The sequence below is a fragment of the Anaerococcoides asporogena genome (assembly GCF_029590275.1).
GTDB lineage: Bacteria > Bacillota > Clostridia > Clostridiales > Clostridiaceae > JG1575.
Genome location: NZ_CP120965.1, coordinates 50,650 through 69,434, shown reverse-complemented (window position 1 = coordinate 69,434; position 18,785 = coordinate 50,650). Strand labels below are relative to the sequence as shown.

The following is an 18,785-nucleotide window of genomic DNA, read 5'->3' as shown; positions in this document are numbered from 1 at the left end:
CCGCTACTTGATTTCCGTATATGCGGAAGGCCGGATGCGCGAAGCCAGCTTCAGCTCCATCTCGCCGGTCTCACCAATTTCGATCCCGGCATCCTTCAGGATATTTTCAACGGTTTTAAAGGCCAGTTCCGGCACATTGTTTGTCCCCGAGAGGTGTCCCAGAATGATGCTCCGTCGGCGTCCGTCCAGAAAACTCAGGATGGCGGCAGCCGCGTCTTCATTGGACAGATGTCCCAGCTCCGACAGCACCCGCCGTTTCAGATCGTAGGGATACGGTCCGTACTTGAGCATCTCCACATCGTGGTTGGATTCCAGGAGGATCAGATCCGAATCTTTGATACCTTCCCGGATTTCATTGGTAAATACACCCATGTCGGTGACGGTGGACAGGATTCGTCCGGCCCGGTCCTCAATGGTAAAGCCGATGCAGGAAGCCGCGTCATGCGGTACGCGAAATGTCCTTACATTAAGATCATCAATGGAGGCTTCTCCATTGATGATCCGTTTATTATGCACGGCGATCTTGCCCAGGGAACGCTCCATGGCTGCCCAGGTCTTTTCGTTAGCGTAAATCGGAATGTTGAACTTTCTGGACATAACTCCGGCGCCGCAGATGTGGTCTGAATGCTCGTGACTGATCAGGATCGCCTTCACCTGAGCCGGGTCTTCCCCAATGGAATCCATGGCGCTCATGAGGGCTTTCCCCGTCAGGCCCGCATCCACCAGAATGCTGGTATCCTGGCTGGAGACGAACAGAGAGTTTCCGGAAGAACCGGAAAACAGGGAACAAAATTTCATTATTCTTCAACCCTTATAATGTCGGCTCCCAGGGCTTTGAACTTCTCCTCAATGTGAGGGTAGCCCCGATCAATGTGCTCAATGTCGTAGACTTCCGTCGTCCCCTGAGCCATCAGGCCGGCAATGACCAGAGCCGCTCCGGCTCTGAGATCGGTAGCCCGGACTTTGGCGCCTTGCAGGGAGGGCACGCCGATGATGGTGGCGATCCGGTCTGAGAACACTGCCAGCGCCCCCATTTTGTTCAGTTCATCCAGATGCATGAAGCGATTCTCGTAAATGCTCTCATTGACGGTGGATTTCCCCTGGGCGATGGTCATGACTGCTGTCATGGGCTGCTGCACATCCGTCGGAAAGCCGGGATACGGCAGAGTTTTCACGTTGCAGGCTTTCAGGCGCTTATCCGAACGCACGACGATGCTGTCATCAAACTCCTCGATCTGCGCCCCCATTTCGATGAGCTTGGCGCTGATGGATTCCAGATGTTTGGGGATCACGTTGGCGATTTCCACTTCCCCGCCGCAGCCTGCCGCTGCCAGCATATAGGTGGACGCTTCAATCTGATCGGGAATGACCGAATAGGTGCAGCCCTTGAGCTCGCGGACCCCGTTGATGCGGATGACGTCCGTTCCGGCCCCTTTGATGTCGGCTCCCATGGTATTGAGGAAGTTGGCCAGATCGACCACATGGGGTTCCCGGGCGGCATTTTCCAGAATGGTCTGTCCATCCGCCATGGTCGCTGCCAGCATCACATTGATGGTGGCGCCGACGGTGACTACGTCAAAGAAAACGTGAGCCCCTTTGAGATGTTCCGCGGAGGAAATGGTGGCGCCGTCTTCGATGGCGACGGTGGCGCCCAGGGATTCAAATCCCTTGATATGCTGATCAATGGGCCGCTCGCCGATGGGACAGCCGCCCTGAAGATCAACGGTAGCCTGGCCGAATCGGCCGAGGAGAGCGCCGATGAGGTAATAGGAACCGCGCATGGAACGGACTTCTTCCGTTCGGGCATCGGTTCGGTGAACCTGCGTCGGATCGATGGTGAGGGTCTTGCCATCCCTCTGCACCTGACATCCGAGGTGTTCCAGTATTTTAATATAGGAATTGACGTCTGCAATATCCGGCACATTCTCCAGAACACAGACACCGGAGGACATCAGGACACCCGGCAGGATGGCTACCGCGGCATTCTTTGCGCCGTTGATCTCCACTCTGCCCTGCAGTCTTTTTCCGCCGTTTATCACAAATTTTTTCATTTCATCACCTGTATCCAATCCTGATCCATGCTCTTCGCTTTGAATCGATTATTTATTATATCAAATTTAAAGAAACTATGTGTAACGAAGGGGTTTCACATCTGGAATATCCGTTCATAATTCGCCCGAAATAAGCGGCTTCCCGAAAATATTCTTAATAATTACGTTGCCTTTGATTGCTCTTGTCCATCCTGGATAGAACTTGAAGCAGGCTGTGCTCCCTGTGATATACTATGATATATAGAAACTTTGATACCGCGGGCAACTTCCCTCGGGAAAGGAAAAGGCAATGCGCTATTATCTGGTGGCTGTCCTGGACAAAAATTCCAATAAAGAACTGGAATCGATCCAACGGCCCTTACATAAAAAAGGCAAAAACTTCAAAAAATCACCCTACATTTCCATTCCCATCGATTCCATTGAGGATCCGGATCTCCGTCTGCTGGAGAATACGCTCAAGGATCTGTTGAAGCCCTACCGGTATTTCCACGTCAATATTACCGGAAAGTACATCAACCTGGCGGATGAGAAGATCACCGGCCTGCCAGTCAGCAATTTCGGTTACCTGAAAAAGATACAGCGACACCTCAATGAGTACATGCGGCTGCATGGCTTCAAGGTCGCCAAAGAGCGGGAAGACGAACAGGATTTCATTCTGTCCATGTCTCAGGAACGGATTCCCAAGGAACTCGAAAACTCCGCCAACTTATTCAGCGATCCGGACAATACCCGCAAGTTCCTGGTCGATCGCCTGGAACTGTGGAAGTCCCTGAATGCCAAGAAAGAATCCATCGTTTTCTCGATCCCCCTGAAAAACCCCAATATTATCAGCTGAATTTCCCATTAAGATTAATTTTTCACTCCCGGAAAATTTTTCTTTTTTGAAATCATTTACTGAACTTTTCAAAAAAACTTTTTGATACTATGATTAAATATAGTGGATAAAAACAACTTGAAAGGCGGCATTGAAATTGCAACTCAGGGAACTCTTTGCTGTTCAGAAGCAACTAAATGAACGGATCGTGCAGGAACACGGGCTGGACCCGGCCTCACTGAAAAACAAAAAATACCTGGCCCTGCTGACGGAACTGGGTGAACTCGCCAACGAGACCCGTTGTTTCAAATACTGGAGCACAAAACCCCCATCCCATCGCGACAAGATTCTGGAGGAATATGTGGACTGCCTCCACTTCATTCTGACCATTGGGCTGGATCATGGCTTTGAGGAAGTAGAGCCGGACGATTCGGTGGAAACCACCGACCTGACCTCCCACTTCATTGACCTGTTCCTGGCAGTCAACGAACTGGTCTCCTTTTCTTCCATGAATTCCTTCGAGGTCCTGCTGGAGGACTTCTTTGCCCTGGGACGCACCCTGGGCTTTACCCTCGAGGACATCCGCGAAGCCTACCTGGCCAAGAATCAAATCAATCATCAGCGGCAGGACAATCACTACTAAGAAACGGCTCCGGCCGTTTTTTTGTTTCCCCTTCAATGCTATAATAAAAGTAAGAAGCACACTCAAGGAGTAATTAATCAATGGGCAATATCACCATCGGGGGTATCCAGCAAATGACCTGGATCCCATCTTACATCATAAAGGAATTACTGCGGCAAACTCCGGGGGATGACTTCAAAGTCCTGACTGCGCTGTTCCACATCGCCCAGGAAGGCGGTTCGCTGGATACCGAGCAGCTGGCCGGACTGTGCGGGCTGACGGTGATCGATGTCATTTCAGCCTGTGAGTACTGGAATCAGCGCGGCGTACTGACGATTCGGCAGATGGACTCCTCCGGCAGCCTGGACCTGGTCATCAACAGCCAGAGCCATCGGACGGATGAGACGGGACAGATCGAGGCGGCGGCAGTCGATACCCAGGAACACCTGGGCGACCCGGCCTTCCGCGAACTGGTCAGCGCGCTGGAAATGGTCATGGGCAAGCCCATGTCGCCGTCCCTGCTGCGCTTTGTCATGGAACTCAAGGACTCCTATCATTTCGATGATGAAGTCATCATGCTGCTGTTCAGCTCCTGCCGCGGAAAAGAAAACCTCAATTACCTGGAAAAGGTAGCGCTGTCCTGGCGCAGGCAGTTCGTTCAGACCGGAGAGGAAGCTCACCAGGTCATTCGCCGCTACGAAGACCGCTGGCAGAATTACCGCGAGCTGTTCAAGTACATGGGCATGGACCCATCGGTCATTTCCGAGCCGCAGCAGGAGCAGATGGACCGCTGGTTTGACGATTACGGATTCGACCTGGTACTGATCAAGCATGCCGCCCAGCGCTGCATCAATCAGCTCGGGCGAGCCGACCTCAATTATATAGAAGGGATCCTCAAGCGCTGGAAAGCCGACGGGATCCAGACCGTGGCCGATGCCATCAAGAAGGACAAACCGCCCAAGGGCGGACGCAAAGGACCTCACCCCAAGGATGTCACTTCGTTCAACAACTACGAACAGCGCAACGTGGATTATGATTCTCTGGAAAAGAAGCTGTTAGGCTGGGAGGGTGATGATGAATAATCTCCATTCGAAAGTGATGGCCCGTTACGAGGCCATTCGAAAAGAAGAAGAGACCAGACAGAAGGAACGCAAGGCGGAAATCTATCAGCGGATTCCCCTCATTGCCGAGCTGGAAACGCAGATGTCGCTCAATTCCCTGAATGTTGCCAGGGTTCACCTGCGGGATCAGGACAATGCCGACCGCGAGATTGCCCGGCTGAAAGAGGAAAACCTGAACCTTCGGCAGAACAAGATGGAACTGCTGGTCAGCAACGGCTACCCCATGGACTATATGGATCTGAAGCATCATTGCCGCAAATGCAATGACTCGGGGTTCTTCCAGGGCAGGAAATGCACCTGCTACAACAATCTGCTGGCGGAAATTGTCTATGAGGAATCGGACTTTCATGAGATGCTCAATGACAATTCCTTCGAAACCTTCGACGAATCGCTGTTTGATGCCACAACGGTACATGCCGGCTCGAACAAGACGGCGCGGCAGCAGATGCGGGAAAACCTCGAGATCGCCAGAACCTATGTCCGGGATTTCCCGATCCATCTGGACAACCTGTATTTTTACGGTCCATCCGGCACGGGCAAAACGTTTCTGGCCACCAGCATCGCCAAGGCCCTGCTGCAGGAAGGACAGGTCGTCGTTTATCGGACGGCATCTCAGCTGATGGAAGACATCAAGGACATTAAGTTCCGGGACAACAAGGAACTCGAACAGCTCCTGACCGATTCGGACCTGCTCATCCTGGATGATCTGGGCACCGAAATGGTGACGGACCTGGCCAAAACCGAAGTGTTCAACCTGATCAACCTGAGGCTGCTCCATAAAAAGAAAATGCTCATTTCTTCGAATCTTTCCCTGGGAAGCATTCGGGACAAGTACTCGGAACGGCTGTCCTCACGGATCGCCGGCGAATTTATTCTGGTCGCCTTCTTTGGGGACGATTTGCGCAACGCCAAAGGCCAGCGCAAGATTCTGCGCTTTCGGCGCCGGATGAAATAATGCGGGAGGTATGGCGAATGGATCAGACAACCCTTTTTACCAGACAGCATGAAAATGCCCTGCGCATCCTGGATCAGGAAGGCGTATTCCGGATGAAGCCGGAATGGATTCGCCAGAAATACGGCGATATCTCGGCTTATTTCATGAAAAACTATGACTGGCTGTCCCAGGCTTCCGCCCGGCGCATCCCCCGTCCGCCGGGCGTCACCTACCCCATCTGGTGTTCCGTGGATGAAGGGTATATGCTGCGCGAGACACCCGGAGAAATCGTTCTGAAGCTGAGCATTCCCACTTCACAGATCATCTATTTTGACTCCGCCCGCTGGGATCTCATCTTGAACCATATGTATGTCCCGGCCGATCCGGAAGATGAAGCCGCCTTCTACCGGGAGCTGAAACTGCGGGGAATCAGAAATCCCTTCACCCTGCTGGATGATCCGGTGTCGCGCTTCCACCCGGACCTGGTACGCCGCATTCACGATTCCTGGGAGCGCGTCTTTGAAATCAAGGAATGGAACAAGTTCCTGGTCCAGGCCAATATCTGGGAATTCAATACCTCACACATCGTGGAGGTCCGAACATAATCCGGTCTGATCCCTGACTGGGGTTAAAAGGTGCCCGCTCGTCGATCCTCGTCATCAGAGAAGACTGCTGTATGATTCAGCAGTCTTTTTTTCTGTGGCGGCAACTTCTCCAGAGTCTGAAGTTTTTCCAAGGTCTGCCAGGCAGACTCTGGAGTCTGCCTGCTTGCTCCGGATGACCGAAGGACTATAGTCGCGTCAGTATATTGACCGATGAAACCCGGCGCTCCTGGCAGGCATAAACAACACCGGTGATCTTTACTCACCCACGCCAAAAACTGCAGAGCCAAATTGTAGAGCCAGAAAAATACTGCACCTGTTGAAAGACAAAGTAAAAAGCTGTCCTTTACAGAACAGCTTTCGTTAATGGCGACCCAGAAGGGACTCGAACCCTCGACCTCCGGCGTGACAGGCCGGCACTCTAACCAACTGAGCCACTGGGCCGTATTATGGTGGGAACAATAGGGATCGAACCTATGACCCTCTGCTTGTAAGGCAGATGCTCTCCCAGCTGAGCTATGCTCCCAAAATACGAATAAGATATTGAATTAAGAAAAATGGTGACCCCTAGGAGAATCGAACTCCTGTTACCACCGTGAAAGGGTGGTGTCTTAACCGCTTGACCAAGGGGCCATATGTGGCGACCCAGAAGGGACTCGAACCCTCGACCTCCGGCGTGACAGGCCGGCACTCTAACCAACTGAGCCACTGGGCCGTATTATGGTGGGAACAATAGGGATCGAACCTATGACCCTCTGCTTGTAAGGCAGATGCTCTCCCAGCTGAGCTATGCTCCCAAAATACGAATAACGTATTCAATTAAGATAGTGGTGACCCCTAGGAGAATCGAACTCCTGTTACCACCGTGAAAGGGTGGTGTCTTAACCGCTTGACCAAGGGGCCATATTTGATCTTCATCGAGCAATTCCGGGAATTATGAACACCCCCAAAACGCTGACATAGACTATAATAACCTAACCCGCCGGAAGGTGTCAACAGTTTTTTTTCGGAAAAGCGGATTTTTTATCCGGCTGCTGGTTCCGCTTCCATCCGTGGACTCATTATATCAGTCAGGGACGCCGGGTGCAAACCGGAATCGGGGAAAGCTCCTGTGAAATTTTTCAACTTATCCCAGCTTCGATTATCCCCGCAATCCAATCAGGAGATCCGGGATGGATTTCCCGGCTGGTGCGTGCGGCAATCAGCGTCTGGCGCCCGGAAACAATCCGGGCGCAAGACCTGAAGTCAGACTTACCCGTCTGCCCTGGCGGCTTTCTGCAGCTCCACCAGGACACAGCTTTCCAGATACTCCATGTCATGGGCGGCGCAGTAAGCGCGGATTTCTTCGCTTCGGGCACCTGGCTGCGCCAGGACGCGGGGGATGCCGATCTTTTGGGCTTCCTGAACAATTTCGAGGCCTGCCGCTGGATTGACGACCAGATCCAGGACATCAATGGTAAAGGGGATTTCCGTCAGATGACGATACACCCCCGAGCCTTCCTCGGCCTTGGGGTGATAACCCACTGCCAGGTAATCATTCTGCTGCAGCGCCTGCAAAATTTTGTAGGCGTACTTTTCTTCATTGGTGACATTGCCACAGACCACCCAGTTTTTGTGGTTCATAAACTCATGAGCTGCCATTGAATTCTCCTTTTCTTGCTATAATAACTTTATCGGGCAGGCCGGTTCTCTCCGGTCAGTGGACCCGATGGGCACCGATTGCCCATTGAACTATAAAAGCATGGTATCACACACAAACCAACCAATCATCACCAAATAAACAATAAATTGTTAAGGAATTGCGCCATGAAACACTACGAGGTTCTCATCGTCGGCGGCGGAGCCGCCGGCTGTATCGCTGCCCTGAGCCTGAAAGCGGCCGGGGTGGATGCTGCCATTGCGGAAGGGTCCGACCGCCTGTTGAAAAAACTGCTGGTCACAGGCAACGGCCGCTGCAACATTACCAATCAGAAACTGATTGAACCCGAGAATGCGTCCGCAGTCTCGCCCTATTTCACCTGCCATGATCCCTCGTTCGGCTTTGATCCGCTGCTTGCCTACGACGCCGGGCGGATCATCGGGTTGTTCGGGGAGCTGGGGCTGCCCCTGACGACGCTGGAGGAAGGCAAGATGTACCCCAAATCCCTCCAGGCCTCTTCGGTATCGGACTTGATCCGGCTCCGTCTGGAAGAACTGGGCGTCCCGGTCTGGCTGAACTGTCGGGTGAAAAGCATCTCCCGCTCGAACCATGGATTCTCGGTGGTGACACCGACCGAGTCATTCACCGCCAGGTCTGTGCTGATTGCCACCGGCGGCCAGGCCATGCCAGCCACCGGGTCGGACGGCTCGGGCTATAAGCTGGCCCGCAGTCTGGGTCATACGGTGATTCCCCCCCTGCCGGCTCTGGTTCAGCTTAAGACCGACTTCCCACAGGCCCGGGCTCTGGCCGGGGTCAAAACAGAATGCCGTCTGGACCTGTGGACCGAGGGTCGGCTGGCGGCGGCCGAAGCCGGTGAGCTCCTGTTCACGGAATACGGAGTATCCGGTCCCCCCATCCTTCAGCTCTCCCGGTTTGCCTCGGATGCCCTGGCAAAGGGACAGGAAGTCATTCTGGCCATCAACCTCTTTCCGGAACTGTCGGCCGAAAAAGTCCGAGAACTGATTGAGCATCAGCGCCAGCTGTTCTCGCACCGGGAAGCCCAAACGCTGTTCAACGGCATTTTGCACAAGAAGCTCATTCCGGTGCTGCTGCGTCTGGCCGGGCTCGACAAAATGAACCGGTCGGCCCGGGAGGTTGACCAGGCGGTATACGACGCCCTGACCGGCCTCCTGACGGACTGGCGGATGAGAGTATCCGATACCAACGGATTTGCCAACAGCCAGAGCACCCTGGGCGGAGTGGATCTGCGTGAGGTCCATCCCGCTTCTCTCTCCTCCAAAAAGGTTTCCGGCCTCTATTTCGCCGGTGAAATCCTGGATGTCTGCGGAGCCTGCGGCGGCTATAACCTGCAGTGGGCCTGGTCCTCCGCCCTGGCCGCCGCCAGCGCCATCCGCCGGGACCTGGGCAAATAAGGAGCCCCCTGACAGGAGACTCCTTAGCGAGGGATGAACCGCCCAATCGTCCCTCCAGCAGATTGTTCCGATGAAACCCTGGATTGAACCGCTGGATGGGCCTGCTGGAATGATGATCTGCCGCTTTGGCATCTTAGGTTCTCAGAACAGCGGCAAAGTCATAGTCGGTATAATCACCCAGAGATACATCCTTGTCACTCCAGCCCAGCTCAATCAGGGTGAGCAGGTTGTCCTCATTGTCCCAGATTTCATGATAGGAAGTGGTTCCCTCCAGGCGGACTTTCGAACGAACGATGCCGCCGGGGGCCTTTTCTTTCTTGTAGACCACATTGATGGTACTGGGGTATTTCCCTTCCAGCCAGGCTGGATCCATCGCATGGATGGTTTCTGTGGCCCAGCGGGCATAGATGGCATTATTGACATGCTGGTTGGAATCAACGTCGGAGTATAAAACGGGAATCTCCAGTTCAAACGGAAACTCCACGCTTCTTTTGCGAAGGGGCGCCACATCAACCCCCAGGATCCGGTCGCGGATGGATTCGGATACCTCCCCCTGCTGGATGATCTCACTGACCGGTTCAGGAATCCGGCCGATCCGGCGCTTGTTCATGTCAACCGCCACCCACTGGGATACCGCCCGGGCCACTTCATTGCCCTGAAGATCCTTCACCAGGAAATAGCGGTAGCAGTACATATCTTTTTTTAATACGGCCACCGTGTGAACCGTTAATTTCCGGGCATACTGCTTGGGTCGAAGAACTTCAATCTTCCACTGATAAAGAATCCAGGCCATATCCCATTCCATCATGTACCCGGGACGAAGCTTCATCCCCAGGACCTCATGATGGGTGGAGACCGTGCCGAACATCTGCATCAGCGCTTCCGCCTTCAGGTCGTGGCAGCGGTCCACATCGCGAAAGTCGACAATATAATCCATGGTATAGTATTGCAAATTGATCACCTCTTGTTCCTCTCATTATACACCCTCCGGTTTTGCCTGACCTCCGGTAACTTTACACCAACCGTCCCGGTCCGATGATTGGGGACTGGCCTTTCCTGAAAAATGGTAAATAAAAAGCTGAGCCGCTCCCCGTCAACGGACGGGTAAGCAGCTCAGCTTTTATTCCGGGTCTAGCGTTCGATGGTCTCATCCCGGCCGGGACCGACCGAGATGGTTTTCACCGGAACACCGGTCACTTCTTCGATGCAGGTGAGGTAGTCGATTATTTCAGCGGGCAGATCCCTGGCATCCCGGATCTGCGCGACGGATTCATCCCAGCCCTTGAAGTCGCGGTAAACCGGTTGGCATTGAGCCAGATCCTTCAGGGAAGCCGGAACATAGTCGATGATCGTGCCGTTGAACTCATATCCGGTGCAGACCCGGATGGGGTCAATGCCGGCCATGGTATCCAGCTTGGTGACGACAAAGGAGGTAAGTCCCGAGACTCTGGCCGAGGTTTTGAGGATGACCAGGTCCAGCCAGCCGCAGCGGCGGGAGCGTCCGGTCACTGTTCCGAACTCATGGCCCACCTGGCGGATGTGCTCACCGATCTCATTATCCAGTTCGGTGGGGAACGGTCCTTTTCCGACCCGGGTGGTATAGGCTTTGGCTACACCGACCACTTCCCGGATGCGGTTAGGTCCGATGCCCGCGCCGGCAGCGACGCCGCCGGCTGTCGTATTGCTGGACGTAACATAGGGATAGGTGCCGTAATCGATGTCCAGCAGCATTCCCTGGGCGCCTTCAAACAGGACGTTCTTTCCCGCGTGGATCGCCTGATCGATGAGGACAGAAGTATCCTTGACAAAGGGTCTGAGCCGTTCGGCATATTCCAGATACTGCTGCTCCATAGCTGCCGCGTCCATGGCCTCGCCGTTGAGGACCAGGGTGATGTAGCGGTTTTTTTCCTCGAGATTTCGGTTCAGCTTTTCGGAGAACGTATCCCGGTCCATCAGATCGCACATCCGAATGCCGGAGCGTTCGTACTTATCGGTGTAGCAGGGGCCGATTCCTTTTTTGGTGGTGCCGATGTCCTGGCTGCCGCGGGCCAGTTCCTTCAGCCGGTCCAGTTCGATGTGGTAAGGCAGGATCAGATTGACCCGGTCAGAGATTGCCAGTACCTCTGGAGTAACCAGGATTCCGGCCTGAGCCAGGGTATCAGCTTCCCGGAAGAAGGCTGCCGGATCAAACGCAACTCCGTTGCCGATGACGTTCATGCGGCCTCCGTAAATGATTCCGGAAGGAATCAGCTGAAGCTTGTACTGTTTTCCGTCCACCTCGATGGTGTGGCCGGCGTTGTTCCCGCCCTGGAAACGAACAATCAGGTCCGAGCCTTCGGCCAGATAATCCGTCACTTTGCCCTTGCCTTCATCGCCCCATTGGGCTCCTACGACTACTTTTGTATTCATACGAACATCTCCTTGTTCTTGTCATCGAATCGTACGCCTTATTGCGAACACTTGTTTTTTTACACGCATTATTATACGCCCGACACATCGATCCGTATAGCTGTTTCCAAAAAATTTTCAGGGATTGGCTCACTTTTGTGAAACATTACCAAATCCGAATCATCGAAGCGGGGAAAAGATCAGAAATCCGATAAGCAAACGTTCTCACTAATGATATAATCAGAGAAAGAGGAGGTTGTACCGATGAGCATCCCGAATATCATTTCCATTTTCCGGATCCTTCTGATCCCCCTGTTCATTTATACATTCGTGACGGGAACCGGAGACGGGCGGATTATCTACCCGATCATCATCTTTATCATCTCAGGAATCTCCGATGTTCTGGACGGATACATCGCAAGGACCTACCATATGGAAACCAAGCTGGGCGCAGTCCTGGATCCCCTGGCGGATAAACTCATGCTGATCACGGCCCTGATCTGTTTTGCGGTCTATGACTACATTCCCTACTGGATCGTCATACTGGTCGCGCTGAAGGAACTGTTCATGATCGGCGGAGGAATTATTGCCTATCAGCGAGGCATCGTCAACCGGGCCAATGCCTGGGGAAAAATGGCGACCTTCCTGTTCCATATCTCCATTGTGATGTTCCTGGTCTCCAAAACCCTGGCGTTCCTGCTGCTGATTGTCTCCATCGTCATCTCGTTTTCTGCCCTGTTCACCTATGTGCGGCTCACCCTGGAAAAGAAGAAAAAAATGGATGGACCCGCCTGATTCCAGGCAGAATCCTCAAAGACCGGCGAAACAACTGAAGTTTGTTTCGCCGGTCTCTTGTTTTTGTCAGGCTTCCCGATCGGTCCTGTCCGATGATGCATTTTCCTGCGCTTCCACAAAAGCTTGGGCTTTATCCAGCAGCCGGCGATTCGAGTCAAAGGTCAGACGCTGCCTGGCCGCCTCATAGGGCAAAAAGACATAATCACTGACTTCCTCGGCCTGAAGTTCCACCCGCCCGCTGCCCGGGGCTCCGAGGAAGTAGACCACTTCCTTGGGGATCCGGCCGCGAATCAGGTAGTTTACTGTTTCCCGGAATCCCGGCCAGATGGCAGCCGTGAGGCCGGTTTCTTCCAGTACTTCCCGCAGAGCGGTTTCTTCTTCCGTCTCTCCTGCCTCCACGTGGCCCTTGGGAAAATCCCAATGCCCGGCCAGATGACGGATGATCAGATATTCCTTGTTGTCATTGCGCAGGATGATCCCGCATGATTTTTCCGGTTTTTTCATAGCTAAGCTCCATGGATGGTATCGGCGATGCCGAATTTACTGAATTTACCGATCCAGGCCAGATCAACGGTTCCGACAGGACCGTTACGCTGCTTGGCGATAATGCATTCCGCCGTTCCCGGCTTTTCCGTATCCTTATTATAATACTCGTCCCGATACAGGAACATGACAAGATCGGCGTCCTGCTCGATGGATCCGGACTCACGCAAGTCAGACAGCATGGGGCGGTGATCCTGACGCTGTTCCGGAGCCCGGGACAGCTGAGACAGGGTGAGCACGGGCACCTCCAGTTCCTTGGCCAGAACCTTGATCGAACGGGAAATCTCGGAGACTTCCTGCTGGCGATTCTCGCCCTTGCCCGTCATCAGCTGCAGGTAGTCAATGACGATGAGGTCCAGGCCATGTTCCAGCTTGAGCCGTCTGGCCTTGCTCTTCATCTCCATGACCGAGATGCCGGCCGTGTCATCGATGAAGATTTTAGCCTTGGACAGCGGTCCGGTGGCCCGGGCAATATTGTCCCAGTCGGTCTCATCCAGGTCGCCCAGACGCATCTTGTTCATGTCAACGCCGGCCTCTGAGCACAGCAGCTTATAGGACAGCTGATCCGTACTCATTTCCAGACTGAAAATCGCCACGGATTTTCCTTCCCGCAGAGCGGCATGTTCGGCCAGATTCAGGGCGAACGTGGTTTTTCCCATGGAGGGGCGGGCAGCGATCAGAACCATGTCCCCCTTCTGGAAACCGGCCGTCATTTCATCCAGCCGGGGGAAGGGGCTGCGGATTCCGGTAAACTGACCCTTGTTGATGTACATGTTCTCAATGTTGATCAGGCCGCGTTCCACGGCCTGATTCATCGGCACAAAGTCCTTTGCCTGACGCTTTTCCGAAATCTGGAAAATCCGGCGCTCCGCATCTTCCAGCACCATTTCGGGCTCATCCTGCTTGTCGTAGGAATCCCGCTGAATCTCATCGGCGGCCTTGATCAGGCGGCGCAGCAGCGACTTCTCCGCCACCGAATCCATGTACGAGTCCAGCAGCGCTGAACTGTATTCCAATGCAGCCAGGCGCGACAGATAGGCCAGACCTCCGACTTTTTCCAGCTGACCCTTGGAATGAAGATAATCCTGGAGCAGGACGATATCAAAGGGGGTATCCCTGCCGAACAGCTCCACGGCGGCGTCAAAGATCAGACGGTGGGAATCCTGATAGAAGTCCTCCGAGGTCAGGCGCTCAAATACTTTGGGTATATTCTTTTCATCGTAGAACATGATGGCCAATATGCTCTGTTCTGCCTGAACATTGGCCGGCATGGTCCGTATGATGTTGTTTTCCATTGTTTACTCCTTGTTGTACATCAGATCCCGGACTTCCTCAATGGAGGCGCAGGGACACACCGTAATTCCAGTCAGGCCGGACGGGACTTCTTTTGCATTGTCGGATGGGATGATGACGCGTTGAATTCCTTTGCGGATCGCGCCGTAGATCTTTTCATGGATTCCGCCGACGGGCTTGAGCCGTCCGCCCAATGAAATTTCGCCGGTGATGGCCGTATCCTGCCGGACCGGCCGGTTTTCGATGGCACTGAGCAGCGCCAGAGTGATGGCCGCTCCGGCGGAGGGTCCGTCGATGTTCGCCCCGCCGACCACATTGACATGGATATCATAGTCCATCATAGCCCGGCCGGTCACTTTGCGAATGACCGAGGCGGCATTGAAGACGGAGTCCTTTGCCATGGAACCGGCCGTTTCATTGAACCGGATGGTGCCCTTGCCCTTTTCTCTGGCTTCATAAGCCATGGCCTCAATCTCCACGGTGGAACCGATGAAGCCGGATACCGCCAGGCCGTAGGCATGGCCGATCTCCCAGCCGGATACATTGTCCAGCATCTCATAGGCTGTTATCCGGGAGGTTCCGATGGCCTCCTTGACCTGTTCCAGGGAAATGGTGATTCCCTTCAGGCTGGTCTTGCGGTACACAGCCAGGCTGTAGGCGTCAGACAGGATGTTGATGGCTTTGCGCCCTTCGATGGTATGGCGGGCGATCAGCTCGGCAACCCCCGGTTCCAGGCTGGCTTTCAGCTTCCGCGCGGCATCGGTCACGATCTGATGGATATGGTCCGGGGTCAGCGGCTCGAAGAACACCGCGGTGCAGCGGGATTTCAGAGCCGGGCTGATGTCCTGGGGCTCCCGGGTGGTTGCTCCGATCAGAGTGAAATCCGCCGGCGCGCCTTTATCAAAGAGATAGCGGATGTACTGGGGTACATTCTCATCATCGGGATCATAATAGGACGAGGAAAATTCCACCCGCTTGTCCTCGAGCACTTTCAGCAGCTTGTTCTGCAGGATGGTGTCGAGCTCCCCGATTTCATCAATAAACAGAATGCCGCCATGCGCGTCGGTGACCAGGCCGGTCTTCGGTTCCGGAATGCCGGTGTCCGCCAGGTCTCGCTTGGAACCTTGGTAGATCGGATCGTGGACCGACCCCAGCAGGGGGTTCGCGATTTCGCGGGGGTCCCAGCGCAGGGTGGTTCCGTCGACTTCGACAAAACGCGCTTTCTCCCCGTAGGGCGTGAATTTCAGCTTTTTGGCCTCTTCGAGGGCAATCCGGGCCGCTGTGGTTTTGCCGACGCCGGGAGGTCCGTACAGGATGATGTGCTGGGGATAGGGCGAGGCAATCTTGGAGATCAGTGATCGGATGGCCCGTTCCTGGCCGATGATTTCGTTGAACTCCTGAGGACGGAGCTGGTTGAGAATATTGCGGGACAGATGAATCTGATCCAGATCCACCAGATCCTGATACTTCTTTCTGGTTTTTGAGTTTTCCGGTCCCTTCTCCTTGCGGATGACATTCATCCGCATTTCCTCGATGTATTCGTCCTGGCGGTCGATCAGCGCTTCCTGCACCTTTTCCTCGATCCGGTTCTGGACAAAATTCCGGGCAATCTGTTCTGAAATCAGACGGAAAGTCGACTCCATCACCTGATTCAGATCCTGCGCGGCCGGAATCTGTGCGAGATTTACTTGGGCGATCACCCGGTTGAGTGCCCGGGCTTTCTTCAGGGCATCCGGTGAATTGATGTCCTTGCTCAGCTTCAGCCGCTTGATGCGCTGGGTTACTTCTTTCGTCCCCAGGATGTTATGTATGATTTCTTCCTGGATTTTTAATTGTGTTGTCAGATCATCCGGTCGATCCATTATAAAATCAGAATCATTCAATCGATCCATAGTTTCCTCCTGTGGGGGCTAAAAAAGATTCGGTAATCTTTATTATAGCATCTCCCTCTGATATTACACGGTCCAAATCAGCCCTTGCGTCGGGATTCCACCAGCGAGATCCGGGGGCAAACTCCGCCATGATTTTCTATTCTTAATGATCTCAAACAGAACAGGACAGGCGCTGCCAGTTCGGTGGCGTTGCCTGTCCTGTTTCAATCTGGGTCTTGGCCTGCGGCCGGATCCGATCCGGTTCGCCGGAATGATTACTCCGCTTCGACCAGAACTTTGAGCTTGCCCGTCACTTCAGGGTAAAGCTTGATCTCGGCCTCGTACAGACCGGTCCCCTTGATGGTGTCCAGCATGATTTTTTTCTTGTCAATGTCATAGCCGAGCTGATTTTTGATCTCGCCGGCCAAGTCCTTGGAGGTGATGGCTCCGAAGAGACGTCCGCCTTCGCCGGTCTTGACCTTGATCCGGATCTGCTTTTCCTTGAGCTCGGCCGCCAGGGCATGAGCTTTTTCCAGGTCCTTCTGCTTTTGCTTGCGTTCGGCATCCTGCTTGGCCTGGGCTGTATTGAGATTTCCCGTGGTGGCTTCCTGAGCCAGCTTCTTCGGGAACAGGAAATTTCTGGCATAGCCGTCGCTGGCGTTGACTATTTCACCTTTCTTACCGACGTTCTTGACGTCCTGTAGCAGTATCACTTTCATCGTCTTCTTCCTCCCTGATGGTGGTATTCAAAATTTTCTTGATGTTATCCTTGACTTCCTCGGCGGTGGCATCCTTGACCCGGGCACCTGACATCGTCATGTGTCCGCCGCCGCCGAATTTCTCCATGATGACCTGAACATTGACTGTGCCGTTGCTGCGGGCTGAAATCACCACATCCGGGCCATCCTGAGCCAGAACAAAGGAGGTGGTGATCCCCTTCAGATTCAGGAACTCATCGGCTGCCTGAGCGGCAATCAGGGGATCCTTGATCCCGGCCGGACAGACCGCGATGGCAACACCCTTTTCTACCTCGCCGGTCTTGACGATGGCAGCCTTGAGCAAATACAGTTCCTTATCATAGGACAACAGGTTGCGGATGTCAAGGGTGTTGGCTCCGGCCTTGCGCAGGAACGAAGCCGCTTCAAAGGTCCGGGAGCCGGTTTTGTAAATGAAGTACTTGGTGTCGACCATGATCCCTGCCAGCAGGGCATCGGCTTCCACTTTGAGCAGATGGGGCTTCTCCACGATGTACTGGATCAGTTCCGTCACCAGTTCGGAGGTGGAGGAGGCATAGGTCTCGATATAGCTCAGCGTGGCGCCGGTAATGGCATCGGGCGCCCGCCGGTGATGGTCAATAACCACTTTGTTGATGCCGGCCGTGGCTACCTGACGGTTCAGGACATACCCCAGGGAATGAACGTCCACTACGATCAGCAGATCGTTGGGTTTCAGTTCGCTCAGAACGGCGTCCGAAGGCAGGAACACATCGGCATAGGACTCTTCCGCCTTGATCAGCTGAAGAATGTCAGCGACATTGCGGTAAGGCTCGTCCATCAGAATGAAGGCCGGCTTGCCCAGCGACCGGGCAATGGCCGTGATGCCCACCGCGGCTCCCAGGCAGTCCAGATCGGGATTGGCATGGCCCATGATGAAGATGCTGCCGCTCTCATTGATCAGATCACGTAGCGCGTGGGCGATGACACGGGAACGAACCCGGGATTTCTTTTCCACTTCACGGGAGTTTCCGCCGAAGAAGGTCAGCTTTTCTCCCCGCTTGATGACCGCCTGATCGCCGCCCCGGCCCAGTGCCAGTTCCTTGGCCTGTTCTGCCGCCAGTCCGTCCGTCATCAGATAGTCGTTGTCATAGGAGACGCCGATGGACAGAGTCGGTTCAATGGTATTGCCCAGGTTGATGGACTTGATCTGATCCAGGATGGGGAATTTCTTTTTCACTTCATCCCGGAATATTTCATAGGGAGCCATCAGGATGCTTTTGCTATTGGAGTAGCGCTTCATGAATCCCTTCAGCTGAGTGGCATAATCCAGAAGCTGCTTTTCGATGGCGGCGGAGATCAGCGGCCGGCGCGATTCCGGCGCGGAGTTGAGAACCTCGCTGAGATTGTCGACCTCCACCAGCATGGTGATGATCTTGCGATCCTCCGCCCGTTTCACTTCGGTGACGTCGATGAGAAACAGAAAGAGCAGATCCTCCTCAAATTCGCCGTGGGCGGCGGTATACTTCACCGGCGTGATTTTATAGACCCTGTTCTGGAAATTCAGGAATTCCGGTACTTCCCCTTTCCAGAGCTTTTCCGGATCCAGATCAAGTACTTCATCAATATCACGGATGGTGTCCTTGGCAGCGATTTCTCTGAATTTTCGGTTATACCAGCTAATCTGGCCATCCCGGGTAAAGGAGACCAGGGGAAATTCCATCTTCTCCACGGCTTCCACCATGGAAGGTTTCAGCTTCCGGATGGAATCATTGGTGAACTTGTCCCACTCCTTGCGCTTGAACAGATGAAGCTGGTTCAACAGGGCAAAGATCAGGAGCAGCAGCAGGGCGATGACTCCCGCTGCCAGAAACTGGCGCAGATACACCAGCCACAGGATGGCTGCCGCGTTCACAACGATGTAGAGAACCTGTTCCCGCTTGAAACGAGAGTATTTGTCCATGTG

Annotated in this window: 17 protein-coding genes and 6 tRNA genes; 7 read left to right on the top strand and 16 right to left on the bottom strand. The window is 54.0% G+C overall.

The window, feature by feature from the left end:
* Positions 1 to 3: 3 nt before the first annotated feature.
* Positions 4 to 798: an MBL fold metallo-hydrolase gene (locus P6M73_RS00385; protein WP_277854207.1), complete on the bottom strand. Its 795-nt coding sequence runs from the start codon at positions 796 to 798 to the stop codon at positions 4 to 6.
* Positions 798 to 2,051, bottom strand: coding sequence for a UDP-N-acetylglucosamine 1-carboxyvinyltransferase (gene murA, locus P6M73_RS00380; RefSeq protein WP_277854206.1), 1,254 nt, complete (start codon positions 2,049 to 2,051; stop codon positions 798 to 800). Before murA ends, P6M73_RS00385 begins: the two co-directional genes overlap by 1 nt.
* Positions 2,052 to 2,340: 289 nt before the next feature.
* On the opposite strand from murA, the gene P6M73_RS00375 reads away from it, so the two are divergent.
* The 5 genes from P6M73_RS00375 (at position 2,341) to P6M73_RS00355 (ending at position 6,147) form a co-directional block, all read left to right on the top strand.
* Positions 2,341 to 2,886, top strand: a complete 546-nt coding sequence (locus tag P6M73_RS00375; protein WP_277854205.1) for a hypothetical protein — start codon at positions 2,341 to 2,343, stop codon at positions 2,884 to 2,886.
* A 136-nt stretch (positions 2,887 to 3,022) separates the two neighbouring features.
* On the top strand, positions 3,023 to 3,508 hold the full coding sequence (locus P6M73_RS00370) for a dUTP diphosphatase (RefSeq protein WP_277854204.1): 486 nt from the start codon (positions 3,023 to 3,025) through the stop codon (positions 3,506 to 3,508).
* Positions 3,509 to 3,588: 80 nt separating this feature from the next.
* Positions 3,589 to 4,569, top strand: coding sequence for a DnaD domain protein (locus P6M73_RS00365; protein ID WP_277854203.1), 981 nt, complete (start codon positions 3,589 to 3,591; stop codon positions 4,567 to 4,569).
* Positions 4,559 to 5,563: an ATP-binding protein gene (locus P6M73_RS00360; RefSeq protein WP_277854202.1), complete on the top strand. Its 1,005-nt coding sequence runs from the start codon at positions 4,559 to 4,561 to the stop codon at positions 5,561 to 5,563. Before P6M73_RS00365 ends, P6M73_RS00360 begins: the two co-directional genes overlap by 11 nt.
* A 17-nt stretch (positions 5,564 to 5,580) precedes the next feature.
* Positions 5,581 to 6,147 carry a DUF3841 domain-containing protein gene (locus P6M73_RS00355; RefSeq protein WP_277854201.1) on the top strand — a complete coding sequence of 189 codons (567 nt, stop codon included), beginning with the start codon at positions 5,581 to 5,583 and terminating at the stop codon, positions 6,145 to 6,147.
* Between the two features lie 364 nt (positions 6,148 to 6,511).
* On the opposite strand, the gene P6M73_RS00350 is transcribed toward P6M73_RS00355, so the two are convergent.
* The 7 genes from P6M73_RS00350 to P6M73_RS00320 all read right to left on the bottom strand — a co-directional run bounded on the left by P6M73_RS00350 (position 6,512) and on the right by P6M73_RS00320 (position 7,785).
* Positions 6,512 to 6,588: transfer RNA gene (locus P6M73_RS00350), tRNA-Asp, on the bottom strand.
* 6 nt (positions 6,589 to 6,594) lie between these two features.
* Positions 6,595 to 6,670: transfer RNA gene (locus P6M73_RS00345), tRNA-Val, on the bottom strand.
* Between the two features lie 32 nt (positions 6,671 to 6,702).
* Positions 6,703 to 6,777 (bottom strand) — tRNA-Glu (locus P6M73_RS00340).
* A gap of 5 nt (positions 6,778 to 6,782) precedes the next feature.
* A tRNA-Asp gene (locus P6M73_RS00335) sits at positions 6,783 to 6,859 on the bottom strand.
* Positions 6,860 to 6,865: 6 nt separating this feature from the next.
* Positions 6,866 to 6,941: transfer RNA gene (locus P6M73_RS00330), tRNA-Val, on the bottom strand.
* A 31-nt stretch (positions 6,942 to 6,972) separates the two neighbouring features.
* Positions 6,973 to 7,047 (bottom strand) — tRNA-Glu (locus P6M73_RS00325).
* Between the two features lie 348 nt (positions 7,048 to 7,395).
* A complete protein-coding gene (locus tag P6M73_RS00320) occupies positions 7,396 to 7,785 on the bottom strand; it encodes a CoA-binding protein (protein ID WP_277854200.1) in 390 nt (129 codons plus the stop codon).
* 165 nt (positions 7,786 to 7,950) lie between these two features.
* Between P6M73_RS00320 and P6M73_RS00315 the strand changes: the two genes are divergently transcribed.
* Complete coding sequence (locus P6M73_RS00315; RefSeq protein WP_277854199.1) at positions 7,951 to 9,216, top strand: aminoacetone oxidase family FAD-binding enzyme; 1,266 nt, start codon at positions 7,951 to 7,953, stop codon at positions 9,214 to 9,216.
* 133 nt (positions 9,217 to 9,349) lie between these two features.
* Here P6M73_RS00315 and P6M73_RS00310 read toward each other — a convergent pair whose 3' ends face one another.
* Positions 9,350 to 10,177, bottom strand: coding sequence for an acyl-[acyl-carrier-protein] thioesterase (locus P6M73_RS00310; protein WP_277854198.1), 828 nt, complete (start codon positions 10,175 to 10,177; stop codon positions 9,350 to 9,352).
* Between the two features lie 170 nt (positions 10,178 to 10,347).
* Complete coding sequence (locus P6M73_RS00305) at positions 10,348 to 11,625, bottom strand: adenylosuccinate synthase (RefSeq protein WP_277854197.1); 1,278 nt, start codon at positions 11,623 to 11,625, stop codon at positions 10,348 to 10,350.
* A 243-nt stretch (positions 11,626 to 11,868) separates the two neighbouring features.
* Between P6M73_RS00305 and pgsA the strand changes: the two genes are divergently transcribed.
* The gene (pgsA, locus tag P6M73_RS00300; RefSeq protein ID WP_277854196.1) at positions 11,869 to 12,399 is read left to right on the top strand and encodes a CDP-diacylglycerol--glycerol-3-phosphate 3-phosphatidyltransferase; all 531 of its coding nucleotides are present in this window, start codon (positions 11,869 to 11,871) and stop codon (positions 12,397 to 12,399) included.
* 66 nt (positions 12,400 to 12,465) lie between these two features.
* Here the strand turns inward: pgsA and P6M73_RS00295 are convergent, their stop codons facing one another.
* The 5 genes from P6M73_RS00295 to P6M73_RS00275 all read right to left on the bottom strand — a co-directional run bounded on the left by P6M73_RS00295 (position 12,466) and on the right by P6M73_RS00275 (position 18,782).
* Complete coding sequence (locus P6M73_RS00295; protein WP_277854195.1) at positions 12,466 to 12,903, bottom strand: bis(5'-nucleosyl)-tetraphosphatase; 438 nt, start codon at positions 12,901 to 12,903, stop codon at positions 12,466 to 12,468.
* A 2-nt stretch (positions 12,904 to 12,905) separates the two neighbouring features.
* Positions 12,906 to 14,237 (bottom strand): replicative DNA helicase, encoded by a 1,332-nt coding sequence (gene dnaB, locus P6M73_RS00290; protein WP_277854194.1) that lies wholly within the window; start codon positions 14,235 to 14,237, stop codon positions 12,906 to 12,908.
* 3 nt (positions 14,238 to 14,240) lie between these two features.
* A complete protein-coding gene (lonC, locus tag P6M73_RS00285; RefSeq protein WP_277854193.1) occupies positions 14,241 to 16,127 on the bottom strand; it encodes a Lon family ATP-dependent protease in 1,887 nt (628 codons plus the stop codon).
* Between the two features lie 254 nt (positions 16,128 to 16,381).
* Positions 16,382 to 16,825, bottom strand: coding sequence for a 50S ribosomal protein L9 (rplI, locus tag P6M73_RS00280; protein ID WP_277854192.1), 444 nt, complete (start codon positions 16,823 to 16,825; stop codon positions 16,382 to 16,384).
* Positions 16,785 to 18,782, bottom strand: coding sequence for a DHH family phosphoesterase (locus P6M73_RS00275; protein ID WP_277854191.1), 1,998 nt, complete (start codon positions 18,780 to 18,782; stop codon positions 16,785 to 16,787). The genes rplI and P6M73_RS00275 overlap by 41 nt, the downstream gene beginning before the upstream one ends.
* Positions 18,783 to 18,785: the final 3 nt, after the last annotated feature.

Bases quoted from the DNA above. Each gene is read 5' to 3' on its own strand.
- P6M73_RS00385 (WP_277854207.1), bottom strand. From the start codon at position 798: ATGAAATTTTGTTCCCTGTTTTCCGGTTCTTCCGGAAACTCTCTGTTC.
- murA (WP_277854206.1), bottom strand. From the start codon at position 2,051: ATGAAAAAATTTGTGATAAACGGCGGAAAAAGACTGCAGGGCAGAGTG.
- P6M73_RS00375 (WP_277854205.1), top strand. From the start codon at position 2,341: ATGCGCTATTATCTGGTGGCTGTCCTGGACAAAAATTCCAATAAAGAA.
- P6M73_RS00365 (WP_277854203.1), top strand. From the start codon at position 3,589: ATGGGCAATATCACCATCGGGGGTATCCAGCAAATGACCTGGATCCCA.
- P6M73_RS00360 (WP_277854202.1), top strand. From the start codon at position 4,559: ATGATGAATAATCTCCATTCGAAAGTGATGGCCCGTTACGAGGCCATT.
- P6M73_RS00355 (WP_277854201.1), top strand. From the start codon at position 5,581: ATGGATCAGACAACCCTTTTTACCAGACAGCATGAAAATGCCCTGCGC.
- P6M73_RS00320 (WP_277854200.1), bottom strand. From the start codon at position 7,785: ATGGCAGCTCATGAGTTTATGAACCACAAAAACTGGGTGGTCTGTGGC.
- P6M73_RS00315 (WP_277854199.1), top strand. From the start codon at position 7,951: ATGAAACACTACGAGGTTCTCATCGTCGGCGGCGGAGCCGCCGGCTGT.
- P6M73_RS00305 (WP_277854197.1), bottom strand. From the start codon at position 11,625: ATGAATACAAAAGTAGTCGTAGGAGCCCAATGGGGCGATGAAGGCAAG.
- pgsA (WP_277854196.1), top strand. From the start codon at position 11,869: ATGAGCATCCCGAATATCATTTCCATTTTCCGGATCCTTCTGATCCCC.
- P6M73_RS00295 (WP_277854195.1), bottom strand. From the start codon at position 12,903: ATGAAAAAACCGGAAAAATCATGCGGGATCATCCTGCGCAATGACAAC.
- dnaB (WP_277854194.1), bottom strand. From the start codon at position 14,237: ATGGAAAACAACATCATACGGACCATGCCGGCCAATGTTCAGGCAGAA.
- lonC (WP_277854193.1), bottom strand. From the start codon at position 16,127: ATGGATCGATTGAATGATTCTGATTTTATAATGGATCGACCGGATGAT.
- rplI (WP_277854192.1), bottom strand. From the start codon at position 16,825: ATGAAAGTGATACTGCTACAGGACGTCAAGAACGTCGGTAAGAAAGGT.
- P6M73_RS00275 (WP_277854191.1), bottom strand. From the start codon at position 18,782: ATGGACAAATACTCTCGTTTCAAGCGGGAACAGGTTCTCTACATCGTT.